The sequence below is a fragment of the Luteibacter sp. HA06 genome, assembly GCF_054061215.1.
Genome location: NZ_JBSSDZ010000001.1, coordinates 1020946 through 1034355, shown reverse-complemented (window position 1 = coordinate 1034355; position 13410 = coordinate 1020946). Strand labels below are relative to the sequence as shown.

At 63.9% G+C, this 13410-nt stretch carries 9 protein-coding genes; 5 read left to right on the top strand and 4 right to left on the bottom strand.

All coding sequences use genetic code 11. The features are described 5' to 3' along the window. The first annotated feature begins 2 nt into the window (after positions 1-2). The 3 genes from ACVWWJ_RS04485 to ACVWWJ_RS04475 are packed head-to-tail and all read left to right on the top strand — an operon-like array spanning position 3 to position 3291. Complete coding sequence (locus ACVWWJ_RS04485; protein WP_456966923.1) at positions 3-1394, top strand: SH3 domain-containing protein; 1392 nt, start codon at positions 3-5, stop codon at positions 1392-1394. Then, positions 1391-2482: a dipeptide epimerase gene (locus ACVWWJ_RS04480; RefSeq protein WP_456966922.1), complete on the top strand. Its 1092-nt coding sequence runs from the start codon at positions 1391-1393 to the stop codon at positions 2480-2482. The genes ACVWWJ_RS04485 and ACVWWJ_RS04480 overlap by 4 nt, the downstream gene beginning before the upstream one ends. 47 nt (positions 2483-2529) lie before the next feature. Then, positions 2530-3291 (top strand): L,D-transpeptidase family protein, encoded by a 762-nt coding sequence (locus ACVWWJ_RS04475; protein WP_159894367.1) that lies wholly within the window; start codon positions 2530-2532, stop codon positions 3289-3291. A 116-nt stretch (positions 3292-3407) separates the two neighbouring features. Here the strand turns inward: ACVWWJ_RS04475 and ACVWWJ_RS04470 are convergent, their stop codons facing one another. The 4 genes from ACVWWJ_RS04470 to sucC form a co-directional block, all read right to left on the bottom strand. After that, entirely contained in the window at positions 3408-6416 is a 3009-nt protein-coding gene (locus ACVWWJ_RS04470; protein ID WP_456966921.1) for a TonB-dependent receptor, read from the bottom strand. A 378-nt stretch (positions 6417-6794) separates the two neighbouring features. Next, the gene (locus ACVWWJ_RS04465) at positions 6795-7238 is read right to left on the bottom strand and encodes an SRPBCC family protein (protein ID WP_456966920.1); all 444 of its coding nucleotides are present in this window, start codon (positions 7236-7238) and stop codon (positions 6795-6797) included. A 732-nt stretch (positions 7239-7970) separates the two neighbouring features. Beyond that, positions 7971-8843, bottom strand: a complete 873-nt coding sequence (gene sucD / locus ACVWWJ_RS04460; protein ID WP_036137555.1) for a succinate--CoA ligase subunit alpha — start codon at positions 8841-8843, stop codon at positions 7971-7973. 13 nt (positions 8844-8856) lie between these two features. Next, positions 8857-10017, bottom strand: a complete 1161-nt coding sequence (gene sucC, locus ACVWWJ_RS04455) for an ADP-forming succinate--CoA ligase subunit beta (protein WP_063572903.1) — start codon at positions 10015-10017, stop codon at positions 8857-8859. A 277-nt stretch (positions 10018-10294) separates the two neighbouring features. Here sucC and ACVWWJ_RS04450 point away from each other — a divergent pair, with 277 nt between their 5' ends. After that, positions 10295-11938, top strand: a complete 1644-nt coding sequence (locus ACVWWJ_RS04450; protein WP_456966919.1) for a sensor histidine kinase — start codon at positions 10295-10297, stop codon at positions 11936-11938. Between the two features lie 67 nt (positions 11939-12005). Beyond that, positions 12006-13406 carry a sigma-54-dependent transcriptional regulator gene (locus ACVWWJ_RS04445; protein ID WP_456966918.1) on the top strand — a complete coding sequence of 467 codons (1401 nt, stop codon included), beginning with the start codon at positions 12006-12008 and terminating at the stop codon, positions 13404-13406. Positions 13407-13410: the final 4 nt, after the last annotated feature.

Below are 13410 nucleotides of genomic sequence, written 5' to 3'. Positions count from 1 at the left end.
GCATGACTTCGATTCGTTTTTCACTGCTGGCCCTGTTGCTGGCAATCGCCTCGCCGGCTCCGGCCGCCTTCGCCCAGGACGTTGCGGCATCGGGCATTCCTGGCATCACCGAAGCGGATCTTTCCGCCGATACGTGGGTAGCGCGACTCACGAATCCTGACAAGGTCGTGCTCGATCCCGCAGCCATCGCGGTGCTGAACGACCGCGTCGCGCGCCTCGATCCGTCGGTCTACGACATACGCCACCTCCCCGCCACGCTGCCGCGCGCGCAGGTCCGGGCATGGATCATGAAGCGTTCCACCCGTCCATCGCGGCCGCTGGTGGACATCGACGGTCATGCTGTCGATACCGCCGCGCTCGACCGACTCGTGGCGAGCGTCGCCATCGAAGCGATTCCCGAACAGGTCACGCCGCGCTACGGCGTGGCCGTGCGGCGCACGGCGCTACGCAGTTTCCCGACCGACCTGCGCGTCTTCAGCCATGGCGGCGATACCGACATCGACCGCTTCCAGGAAAGCGTGCTCTTCCCGGGCGATCCGCTGGTCGTCGTGCACCTCAGCGCGGATGGGCGATGGGTCTTTGTCGTGAGTGCGCGCTACGCTGCCTGGGCGCGTGCCGACGATGTAGCGCTCGGCGATGCGACCCGCGTCTTCGCGCATGTCGACGCCACCCCCTATCGCGTCATCACCGGCGCGAAACCGCTCACCGTGTACTCGCCCGAGTCGCCCGCGCTTTCGGAGCTCCAGCTCGACATGGGCACGCGTGTGCCGCTGGATACATCGCTACCCGCGGACAAACCGGTCAACGGACAGAGTCCGTACACGTCGTGGGTGCTGAGCCTGCCCGTGCGCGACACACAAGGCGCACTTTCGTTCCGGGCGGCCCTCCTCCAACGCAACCAGGACTCGTCGGCTACCTACCTGCCCCTCACCCGCGCCAACATCGTCCGGCAGGCCTTCAAGTTCCTTGGCGAGCGATACGGTTGGGGCCACGCGTACAACGGTCGCGACTGTAGCGGCTTTGTCTCCGACGTTTACCGGAGCATGGGTGTGCAGATGCCGCGGAATACCGGCGACCAGGCGATGAGCCCCGGCATGACGCACACCCTGTACACGGAGAAAGACGGCCACGACGCGCGCGTGAAGGCCGCAATGGCACTCGACGTCGGTGATCTCGTCTATATCCCGGGACACGTGCTGATGGTGATCGGCAGGATCGACGGCAAGCCCTATGTGATCCACGATGTCAGCGGGATCAGCTACCGGCAGGCCGACGGAAGCATGCGACGGGTGAAGCTCAACGAAGTGTCGGTGACACCGCTGTTGCCGCTGATGTTCGACAACGACACCAGCTTCGTCGACCGCATGACCAGCATCGTCCGCGTCCGCCCATGAAAATCACCGACATCACGCTGGGCATGCTTCGCGTGCCACTGAAGACACCCTTCAAAACAGCCCTGCGCACCGTGGAGCAGGTGGAGGATATCGTCGTGATGCTGCATACCGACGACGGCCGCATCGGCTACGGCGAGGCTCCGCCGACGGCGGCGATCACCGGCGAGACGCACGGATCCATCATCCACGCCATACGACATCACATCGGACCGCGCGTTATCGGTGAGGACATCACCGACCTCAACCGCGTTGTCGTATTGATCCAGCGGGCAATCGCTGCCAACAACAGCGCCAAGGCGGCGGTGGAGATTGCCGTTTACGATCTCTGGGCGCAGATGCACCGGGCGCCGCTTTATTCGTTGCTCGGTGGCGGTGTGCCAACACTTACGACCGACGTGACGATCAGCGTCAACGAGGTGGACGTCATGGTGGCCGACGCGCTCGCCGCCGTCGAAGAGGGCTACACCGCGCTCAAGATCAAGCTGGGCAAGGATATCGCGACGGATGTCGCGCGCGTTCGCGCGGTCCACGATGCCGTTGACGGACGCGCGATTCTCCGCCTCGACGCCAACCAGGGCTGGAATGCCAAAGATGCCGTCCGCGTGCTTACCTTGCTGGAAAATGCGGCGGTGCCGCTCGACCTCGTCGAACAGCCCGTCCCGGCCCACGACCTGGAAGGCATGCGTTACATCACAGAACGCGTAAACACGCCGGTCATGGCCGACGAGAGCGTCTTCTCCCCGCGCGACGTGACCGAACTGATCCGCCTGCGCGCCGCCGACATCATCAACATCAAGTTGATGAAGGCCGGTGGCATTACCGGTGCGTTGCGCATCACCGACATCGCCGCCGCACACGGCATACCCTGCATGATGGGCTGCATGATGGAATCCAGCATCAGCGTAGCTGCGGCCGTGCACGTCACCATCGCTCGTGCTGACGTCATCACGCGTATCGATCTCGATGGCCCCTCACTGTGTACTTTCGACCCGGCGGAAGGGAATGTTCGCTTCGACGGGCCGCGAATCACCGTTGGCGACGCCCCGGGTCTCGGCATCCGGAACCTTCGAGGCCTGGAGGCACTCTGACTACCGCTCGCAGCCAGCTTTCCCGACGAACCTTCCGGAACCAAGCCATGTCGTCACGTCGATTTCTCCCTCACTTGCTTGGCTTTGTCGCGCTGGGCCTGACCGCTGCGGCAGCCGCCTTCGAAGCGCCCGCTGCGTGGTCCGTATCGCGGCAGATGATTGTCGTCACCACCGACGGCTGGGATGCCGACCATGGAAGCCTGCGCGCGTATGAGCGCCAAGGCACGACCTGGGTGCCGATCGGAACCGCCTCCGACGTCACTATCGGCAAGCGTGGCAGTGCGTGGGGCGTTGGCCTCCATCCCGTACAGCACGATGGCTTGGCCAAGGTCGAAGGTGACGGCCGTAGCCCGGCGGGCATCTTCCGTGTCGGTGAGGCTTTCGGCTACGCCGACACGAATGGCACCGCCTTACCGTATCGCGGGCTTACTGCGTCCGACTACTGTGTGGATGTCACCAGTTCGCCGTATTACAACCAGCTTGTCGATGCAAAGCAGGTTGGCGAGAAGGCCGTCGACGGCGCCACCGAGCCCATGCGCCGCGACCTTCATTTCAAGGGCGATCACGCCTACCGCATCGGCTTCGTCATCGAGCACAACCCTGAAGGCCATCGCGGTGCGGGAAGCTGCATCTTCGCGCACCTGTGGCGCTCGCCCACTTCGCCGACAGCAGGTTGTACGGCGATGACGGACGAGACGATGGAAAAGCTTCTCGCGTGGCTGGATCCTAAGAAGAAGCCGGTGTTCGTGCTGTTGCCGAAGGGCGAGTATGTGAGGTTGCGGGATGCGTGGAATTTGCCGGGGTTGTGAGCGCCGCGCCATCGCCGCTGAAGCGGCTCCCACATTGCCGGTGAATCGGCTTCCACAAGGGCGGGTGAGGTGTTTGTGTGGGAGCCGATTCATCGGCGAAGGGTGCTCGCGAAAACTCAGAAATCGTACGACAGACTAAGCCGCCCATAGCGCGGCGCCTGCCGCTGCGTAATCACCCCGTACGCTGGCTGCGGCACCCCAGGCCCGACCTCCGAATACGGATACTTCTGCAACGCCCGCTGCTCATTGAGCGCATTGAACACATTCGCACTGAAAGCCAGCTTGCCTTCGCCGAACGAAGGACGCCACGTGACGCCAAGATCGATCTGGCGGATCCACGGCAACCGGCCCTGCTCTCCCGGCGGCGAAGGCAAGCCATCGCAGAAGTGGTAGTCGCCGCCATAACCAGCCGGATCCGAATGGTCCGGACCGTAGTAACCAAGGCAATGTCGCGGCGTACCGGAAATCACGCTCACGTTCGCCGAGGCAAGCCACTCCGGCGCGATCTGCCAGTAGCCGAACACCTTGAACTGGTGCTTGTGGTCGTTGCTCTGCGGACCGTTCGTGTGTTCCATGATCGGACCGTTGTCCCAGTCCTCGCTGGTCGAGGCGGCGGTCTGGTTGAGGTCGGAGCGTAGCTGCCCTTCGGTGTTGCCGTAGCTTCGCGAGAACACGTAGTTCGCGCGCGCGAACCAGGTGCCATCGAAAGGATGCTCGAACAGCAGCTCCAGGCTGTAGTACTGGCGCTTGAGCCTGTCGAAGCCGAGTTCCTTGTTGGTCACCGGCACCTCGACGTGGTTTCCCGCGGTGTCCAGCAATGTAAAGGTGTTCGCTTGCCCGGGATTGAACAGGTAGCAGCTGTTGGTCTGGTTGGTATCGATGTCCAGGCCCAGCGACTGGCCCTTGGCGACGATGCGGTCGATGTCGCAGTAGTCGTCGATCGCATTGCGCAGGTGGCGATACGTCAGCTTCGCGCCGTAAAGCCAGTCCGTTCCAAGGGTCTTGGTGAACCCGAGGATGAACTCGTCCTGGTTCTCCGCCTTCATGCCCTTGGCCGCGACCGTCTTCGGGTCGGGCAGCTCGCCGAAATTATTGTTCGCCGAGACGGGAACGCCCGGGGCGATCGGCGTCAGGCCGGTCGGCTGGCCATCCCCCGCGATGCCCGTGTACGTGAAGTACTGCGACGTGCTGAGCGCGCCGCCGGCTGCATTCAATGCCGGGTTCAGCGGCAAGCCGAGGTAGTAGCGGCCCGCGTTGCCGTAAACCTTGAACGTCGCGTCGCCGAAGACGTCCCAGCTGAAGCCCAATCTCGGCGCCCATTGCGGTGAGGTCTGCTTGATGTAGATGTCGCTATCGGCGTTGTAATTGGTGAACTGGTCATTGCGCAGGCCCAGCGTCAGCAACCAGCGATCGGTCACCTGCCAGGCGTCTTCGATGTACTGCGCGCGCTGGCTGGACCGGACGGTAGCGAGGCTGGACGACACGCCGCGATACACGTAGTACCCCTGCGCGCCGCCCGGATAGTTACCGGGAGCGTCCACACCCAACCCCGTCGAAATCGGCAGCGTCGGATCACCCTGTGCATACGTCCAGATATACCCGGGTCCGGAGCTTTCGGAGCCCTGGTCGCGCGCCCTCGCCTGCTGGTTGTCGATACCCGCCGTGATCGTGTGGTCGCCGATGACGTAATGGATGTCGAAGCGCGTGTTGGTGGTTTCGTTGCCGCGATTGGGATCGGTCAGCGAAGCGATGGTCTGCCCGTTCTGCCGTGCGGTACCGCCGGTATAGGCAGGGTTCTGGAAGTCGAGACCGGCGATGTAGACGGCATCCTGGTCGTAGCCCGAGGGCGTGACATCGCTCACCGTCTTCATCTTGCCGTACTGCGCACTGATCGTGAGGCTGTCGGTGATGTAGCCCGTGTACTTCGCGGTATAGACGTCACCACCGTACTTCTCGTCGTTCGCGCCGGTGATACGTTCACCGCGCGCCTGGTTGGCGTAGTCGTAGTCGTAGATCGTACCCGAGCGATGCGTCTTGTCCGACGCGCCGGTCACCTCGACGATGTTGCTCTCGTCGATGTTCCAGTCGAGCTTCGCGTACCAGCGGGGTAGCTGGTAACGGTAGGAGCGGTCGGGTGACTGCGGGAGGGTCACGTCGCTCACGGCGTCGCCGGTCTGCCGTTCCACTTCGGCGGCCGCGAAGATGAAGAGCTTGTCCTTGATCAGCGGGCCACCTGCGTAGATGCTCGCCGTCGTGGAGGTCTCGGTGTTGGCGCGGTTCGGCTGGTAGAGCGCACCGGCTTTCGGCTGAGGCGGTAGTCCGTTCGTGTAATAGCTGTTCTTGCCATCGGCGCGAAGGCCATTCGGCTCCCAGATGAGCTGCGCACCCGCATGCCACTCGTTGGTACCGCGCTTGCCCACCACGTTGATGACGCCGCCGTCCGAACGGCCGTACTGGGCGCTGTAGCCGCCGGTGTAGACCTCCTGCTGGTCGATCGCGCCATAGGGGAGCGAGATGCCACCGAAGCCGCGAAGTGGATCGGTCGTGTTGAAGCCATTGACGTAGTAGGCGTTCTCGCTGGCCGCGGAACCGCCGAAGGTGACCAGCGAGTTACCGGTGGCGCTCAGGTAACTACCGCTGTTGTTCACGGCTCCGGGAGCAAGCAGGGCGATTGCTTCGGAGCTCCGTCCGAGGGGCAGCTTTGCGAGCTGGTCGGAGGTGACCACCGTGCGCGAGTCCACGGTCGAGACGTCGATCTTCGCCAATGCGTTCGCGGAGACAGTGACGCCACCGAGGTCCTGCGCCGACGGCGAGCCGAACGACACCTCCACGCCGGAACCAACGCGCAATGCGATGTTTTCCCGACTCTGCACGGCAGCACCGCCATGAATCACCGAGACGGTGTACGTGCCGAGCGGCAACTGCGCGGCGGAATAACGTCCCTTCGCGTCGACAGGCACGTCGCGGGAGAGACCCGTGTCGTTGACGACGCGTACCACGTCGCCCTCTGACGCCTGCACCTGGCCATAGATCGAGCCAGTGGTGGACTGAGCCAACGCGCCCCCTGAAAGCGCAGCGAACAAAGCGGTAGCCAACAGCGACCGCTGCAACGACGAGTTACGCATGAAAACCCTTGATCGACGGAATGGAGGCAAGCCCCGACCGCATCGCCTTCCCCTTGCGAGGGCGATGAATCGTTTGCAGCGACTGGCCGAACGACGAGCGCATGCGCCCGTTACGCCTGCAAGGCGTTGGAAAATCGGAACACGACTAGTCGAGGACGCTCAGAACGGCTTGAATGCCGCGAGCGGGAGCCGCTGGATCAGCGGCTACAGCAACATCGCGCAGCCAGAAGGCAAGCGAGTCGTGAGGAAGAAATAGCGATGTGAGGGTGGCGCATGGCGGCCCCTGCAATTTGCTGCGATGCGCCACCGTAACACGGCCATGGATGGCCGTGTCAAGTGTTTGGACGTCTAAATGTCCGTTTCATTAGAAACCAACGCTCAGCCCGGGATGGACGGCTCGACCAACCGCTCCAGCAGGGTCAGCGACTCCTGCCAGCCCAGGTAGCACTGTTCGACCGGGATCACGTCGGGAATGCCTTCCTGCGCGATCTGCACTTCCGTGCCGCACGAGACCGCACGCAGGGTGATCGTAGTGGCCATGGTGCCCGGGAGATTGGGATCATCGAAACGGTCGTCGTGGACGATACGTTCGTTCGGAACGAGTTCGAGGTAGGTGCCCCCGAAGCTGTGTCCGTTGCCGGTGGAGAAGTTGGTGAACGTCATCCGGTAGCGCCCACCGACCCGTGCGTCGAGTTCGTGGACGGAGCAGGTGAAGCCATCTGGCGGGAGCCACTTGGCATTGGCGGCGGCGTCGAGGAAGGCGCGGTAGACGCGCTCCGGGGGACAGGTGAAAACACGGAGCAGGCGGACGGTGCCAGGCATGGGAGTTTCCTGTGGCGAGGAGGAGTCCTCATTGTGTACGACGAATCGAACGGCTGCGAATCGACATCGGGATATGGATTCTGGGTATAAAAAAAGGTCGGCGCGGGGCGGAGCCTTCGGTGCTTGGACGTAGCGGCGCAGAGCCTTCGGTGCCCACCCTCGCTGCTCAGACACCCCTTCGCGTTCGAAAAGGAAGGCCGCTCCGCGGCTCATGTATCTATTGGCCTACGGCCGCTCCACTTGTCGGGAACTCGCCTCGAGGGTGGGCACCGAAGACTCTTTCCAATCCTGAGGTTCGTGCGGGTCGAGCTGACGAAGCAAAGCCGCTTTGGCTGTTGGCTCTCCTTACAGCTAACCGTATCGTCGTGAGAGACCTTGGTGTCCACCCTCGATGCGAGTTCCGGACAAGTGGAGCGGCCGTAGGCCAAATAAGTACATGAGCCGCGGTAGCGGCCTTCCGGTACGAAACGCGGAGGACTGTCTGAGCAGCGAGGGTGGGCGCCAAGGTCTCCCCGCGAAACGCCCAAGTGTAGAAGTCGATGGCAAAGCCGAGCCTGCGAGGCCAAAGGCGAGCCATGTGCGGGATGCGGGATGCGGGATGCGGGATGCGGGATGCGGGAGAATGCCCGACCTGAAAGCCGAGCGCCCAAGCCCCGGTAATCCGCGAAGAACCAAAAAAAAGCCGCACCCCGAAGGGCGCGGCTTTTCGGTACACACCGGGGTGTGTGGGTATTACTTCATCAGACCGGCGAGGGTCTTGCCGAGGTCGGCGGGCGACTTGACCGTGGTCACGCCTGCCTTCTCGAGCGCGGCGAACTTGGCTTCCGCCGTACCCTTGCCACCGGAGATGATCGCACCGGCATGGCCCATGCGCTTGCCCGGAGGAGCCGAGGCGCCGGCGATGAACGACACGACCGGCTTCTTGACGTACTGGCTGATGAACTCAGCTGCGTCTTCCTCGGCGCTGCCACCGATTTCGCCGACCATGATGATGCCTTCGGTCTGCGGATCGTCCTGGAACAGCTTCAGGCAGTCGATGAAGTTCAGGCCGTTGATCGGGTCGCCACCGATACCGATGCAGGTCGACTGGCCGAGGCCTTCGTTCGTGGTCTGGAAGACCGCTTCGTACGTCAGGGTGCCCGAACGCGAAACGATACCGACCTTGCCCGGCTTGTGGATGTGGCCCGGCATGATGCCGATCTTGCACTCACCCGGGGTGATGACGCCCGGGCAGTTCGGACCGACGAGCACGACGTCCGGGTGCGACTTGAGCACGTTTTTCACGCGCATCATGTCGAGTACCGGAATGCCCTCGGTGATCGTGACGATGATCTTGATGCCACCAGCGATGGCTTCGAGGATCGAATCGGCAGCGAACGGAGGCGGCACGAAGATGACCGACGCGTCGGCGCCGGTCTGGTCGACCGCGTCACGCACCGTGTTGAAGACCGGCAAGTTGATGTGCTCGGAACCACCCTTGCCCGGCGTGACACCGCCGACAACCTTGGTTCCGTAGGCAATCGCCTGTTCGGCGTGGAAGGTACCCTGCTGTCCGGTGAAACCCTGGACGAGGACCTTGGTGTTCTTGTTGATCAGGACGCTCATTTCAATATGCTCCTCAGGCCGCTGCGGCCACGGCCTTCTGGGCCGCATCGTTAAGATCGTCGGCCGGCGTGATCGCCAGGCCCGAGTTGGCCAAGAGCTTGCGACCTTCATCGACGTTCGTGCCCTGCAGGCGCACGATCACCGGAATCTGCAGACCCACTTCCTTCACCGCGGCGATGATGCCCTCGGCGATCAGGTCGCAGCGCACGATGCCGCCGAAGATGTTGACCAGGATGGCCTTCACCTTGTCGGACGAGAGGATCAGCTTGAACGCCTCGGAGACGCGCTCCTTGGTGGCACCGCCGCCAACGTCGAGGAAGTTGGCCGGCTCACCGCCTGCCAGCTTGATCACGTCCATCGTGGCCATGGCCAGACCGGCGCCGTTGACCATGCAGCCGATCGTGCCGTCCATCGTGACGTAGTTGAGGTTGTGCTGGACGGCGGCCGCTTCGGCGGCGTCTTCCTGCGTGAGGTCGCGCATGGCGGCGAGGTCGGCGTGGCGGAACTCGGCGTTGTCGTCGGAGTTGACCTTGCCATCGAGGGCGGCGAGGTTGCCGTCTTCGAGAACAGCCAGCGGGTTCAGCTCGACCAGGGCGAGGTCTTTCTCGTTGAACAGCTTGTACAGGCCAAGCATGATCTTGACGAGCTGGCCGACCTGCTTCGGATTCAGGTCCATCTTGAACCCGAGTTCGCGGCACTGGTACGGCTGCAGGCCTTCGACGAAGTCCACCTGGAAGGTGTGGATGTCTTCAGGCGTTTCAGCGGCCACCTGCTCGATGTCGACGCCGCCGTGCTTGGAGGCGATGAACGAGATGGACTTGGTGTCACGATCGGTGAGGATCGAGAGGTACAGTTCCTTCGCGATGTCGGTCGCGTCGGTCACCAGCACCAGGTTCACCGGCAGCGCACGGCCGGCGGACTGGTAGGTTTCCATGTTGGTACCGAGCATGCCCTTGGCGGCATCGCGGACGGCATCGAGGCTGCGGCAGAACTTGACGCCACCGGCCTTGCCGCGACCGCCGGCATGGATCTGGGCCTTGACCATCCACTGCGAACCACCAAGGTGCTTGGCGGCGTCGACAGCGGCGTCGGGAGAGTTGGCAACCTTGCCCGGCGGTACGGCAATGCCGTACTTGGCGAACAGTTCTTTAGCCTGGTACTCGTGGAAATTCATTCGATACCTCGAGCGAACGGGAGAAACATGTGGACGCGTGCAGGCCGTGAACGGCTCGCACGGGGATGGGGGATGGAGCGATTGCGCGAATTTCACGCAATACGGCCGCGTATTTTCCCGGAAGGCGCCCCGGATGGAAAGGGGCGCCGCCGCATTGGCGGCCCGGCGCCCCTCGTGGGCGCCTTTTTCCTGCCGGCGGAGCGTGTTGCCGCGGCGGCGCGGGCACCTATACTGGGCGTCATCCAGGCCCCGGGGGCCCAGGCGGAGAAGTAGCCACGTGTCCACGCCCGCGTCGACGTCAGCCGCAAGGACCACGGCCAATCAGGCCACCGCACGTCACGAACTGTTCTTTTTCAACTACTTCCGTCTCGGGCAGGCGGCGGTGTACACCGCACTGGCCTTCCACCCCGAGCACCTGAACTGGCCGAACCTGCCCGAACCCCTGTTCGCCCGCCTGTTCGCTCTGGCCTACCTGCTGGCCGCCCTGGTCATGGTCGCCCGCACCCGGGCATCGCTCCAGCGTCCGGTCCTGATCGTCTCGATCGGCTTGTCCCTGGATATCGCTGCCGCCCTGCTCGCGCTGATGCTCATGCACGACGTGCGCATGGGCGTAGCGATGATGCTGGCGGTCAACCTGGCCACGGGCGCCCTGCTCCTGCCCTTCCGGTTGTCGATGTTCTTCGCCGCGATGGCGACGCTGGGCATGCTCGGCCACTCGTTCTTCGACCTGGCCGACGCCACCTCGTCAGACCGCGAGCTCGCGGAATACGGCCTGTTCGGGGCTGCCTACTTCGCCACCACGTCGCTGTGCTACGTGCTCGGCCGCAACATCCGGGCCTCCGAGGCACTGGCCGAGCAGCGCGGCATCGACCTGGCCAACCTGTCGCAGGTCAACGAGCTGATCATCCGTCGCATGAAGACCGGCGTGCTGCTGGTCGACGAGGGCAACCGCATCCACCAGCTCAACGAGTCGGCCTGGATGTTGATGGGCAACCCCTCGGCGGATCAGCGCGACCTGGGCACCCTGGCGCCCGAGCTGTCGCGGCGCCTGTACCACTGGCGCACCTCGGGCAAGCTGGACGAGAGCGCGACCATGCTGGCCGATGGCACCCCGGAAGTGATCCCGCGCTTCTCCCGCCTGGCGCCGAACGACGACTCACACGTACTCATCTTCCTCGACGACACGTCGCTGGTCTCCCGCCGTGCGGAGGAACTCACACTCAGCTCGCTCGGCAGGTTGTCGGCGTCGATCGCCCATGAGATCCGCAATCCGCTGGCTGCGATCCATTACTCGGCGCAGCTTCTCGCCGAATCGACCGATATGAACGATACCGACCTGCGCATGGTCGAGATCATCAACAACCACTGCTCTCGTCTCAACGAGATCATCGAGAACATCCTGCAGCTGTCGCGTCGCGAGCGCTCACGCCCGGAAACCCTCGACCTGAGCCAGTGGGTGCACCACTTCGTCACCGAGTACCGCCAGGGCAACGACCTCGGCTCGGACATCCTGCGGGCCGTCTCCGGCGGCGAGCCCGTCGCCGCGGTCGCCGATCCGCAGCATCTCCAGCAGGTCATCTGGAACCTGGTACAGAACGCCTTGCGCTACGGCCGCCTGCCCGGCGAGCCCGCTCGCGTGATGCTGGTGGCCCGCCATTCCGAGGTGGGCATTCCGATCCTGGAGGTCATCGATCGCGGTCCGGGCATCCCGCCCAAGGTGGCAGCGCAGATCTTCGAGCCCTTCTTCACCACCCACGAATACGGCACCGGATTGGGGCTATACCTCGCCCGGCAGATGACCGAAGCCAACCAGGCAGCCCTCGAATACGTGCGCGTGGCCGGTGGCGGCAGCTGCTTCCGGATCAGCCTCACGCCGCCTGCGCGCACCGCCTCGGCAGCACCCGTGGCGGCCCGGGCGTGAACACCGTGCTTTGCTCCCGCCGCCGGGACGGTTACATTGGGAACATTCACCGAAGCCTTCGGACCCAATGAGCAAGCAGACCGTACTGGTCATCGACGACGAGCGGGACATCCGCGAGTTGCTGACCATCACCCTCGGTCGAATGGAACTCGACGTCGACGCCGTGGGGAGCGTCAACGAAGCGCGGAGCGCACTCGCCAATCGCCGTTACGACCTGTGTTTCACCGACATGCGGCTGCCCGACGGCAGCGGCCAGGAAATCATCGAGCTGATCGCGGCCAACCACCCGGACATGCCGGTGGCGATGATTACGGCCTACGGCAACGTCGACGCCGCCGTGAACGCCCTCAAGGCGGGTGCGTTCGATTTCGTATCGAAGCCGGTGGACATCCACCTGCTGCGCCGGCTGGTGCGTACCGCCCTGAAGCTCTCCGAAGAGCGCAAGGCCGAGGCCGGCAACAAGGGCTCACCGGGCGCAGACCGCCTGATCGGCGACTCGCCGGCCATGGCTGAAGTGCGCTCGAAGATCGCCAAGCTTGCCCGCAACCAGGCCCCGGTCTATATCGGTGGCGAATCCGGCGTTGGCAAGGAACTGGTCGCCCGGCTTATCCATGAACTCGGACCGCGCGCGCCGGGTGCCTTCGTGCCCGTGAACTGCGGTGCTATTCCATCCGAGCTGATGGAGAGCGAATTTTTTGGTCACCGCAAGGGCAGCTTCACCGGGGCCCATGCCGACAAGGAAGGTCTGTTCCAGGCCGCCCAGGGCGGCACGCTGTTCCTCGACGAGGTGGCCGAGCTGCCACTGCACATGCAGGTGAAGCTGCTCCGCGCGATCCAGGAAAAGGCCGTGCGCCCGATCGGCGGACGCGACGAAATCCCTGTCGATGTGCGCATCCTTTCTGCCACACACAAGAATCTTGCCGCGTTGGTCGAGGAAGGCCTGTTCCGCCAGGATCTCTTCTACCGCATCAACGTGATCGAACTGCGCGTACCGCCGCTGCGCGAGCGCCGCGGCGACGTGCCTGCGCTCGCCGAGTTCATCCTGCGCCAGCTGGCGACGGAATCCGGCGGCGCGCCAGGCCGCCTGCGTGCTGATGCCCTCGCTGCGCTGGAGGCTTATCAGTTCCCCGGCAACGTACGCGAGCTGGAGAACATCCTCGAACGCGCGATGGCGATGTGCGAAGGCGAGACGATCGAGGCAGAAGATCTGATGCTACCGCAGCGCAGTGCAGGTCCTGGACCTGCCGCTTCCGTCGTGCCGGACGTGATCGCCGCCGCAAACGGCGCCCCGACTCCGCGCGTCGCCGCCACCGATGGATCGCTCGAGGATTACATCTCCAATATCGAGCGCGACACGATCATCAAGGCGCTCGAAGAGTCGCGGTACAACAAGACGGCGACGGCGAAGAAGCTCGGTATTACGTTCCGTGCGCTGCGGTACAAGCTGAAGAAGCTCGGGATCGACTGACCCG

Excerpts from the sequence above, each read along its gene's own strand:
- ACVWWJ_RS04485 (WP_456966923.1), top strand. The coding sequence starts at position 3 with ATGACTTCGATTCGTTTTTCACTGCTGGCCCTGTTGCTGGCAATCGCC.
- ACVWWJ_RS04480 (WP_456966922.1), top strand. The coding sequence starts at position 1,391 with ATGAAAATCACCGACATCACGCTGGGCATGCTTCGCGTGCCACTGAAG.
- ACVWWJ_RS04475 (WP_159894367.1), top strand. The coding sequence starts at position 2,530 with ATGTCGTCACGTCGATTTCTCCCTCACTTGCTTGGCTTTGTCGCGCTG.
- ACVWWJ_RS04470 (WP_456966921.1), bottom strand. The coding sequence starts at position 6,416 with ATGCGTAACTCGTCGTTGCAGCGGTCGCTGTTGGCTACCGCTTTGTTC.
- ACVWWJ_RS04465 (WP_456966920.1), bottom strand. The coding sequence starts at position 7,238 with ATGCCTGGCACCGTCCGCCTGCTCCGTGTTTTCACCTGTCCCCCGGAG.
- sucD (WP_036137555.1), bottom strand. The coding sequence starts at position 8,843 with ATGAGCGTCCTGATCAACAAGAACACCAAGGTCCTCGTCCAGGGTTTC.
- sucC (WP_063572903.1), bottom strand. The coding sequence starts at position 10,017 with ATGAATTTCCACGAGTACCAGGCTAAAGAACTGTTCGCCAAGTACGGC.
- ACVWWJ_RS04445 (WP_456966918.1), top strand. The coding sequence starts at position 12,006 with ATGAGCAAGCAGACCGTACTGGTCATCGACGACGAGCGGGACATCCGC.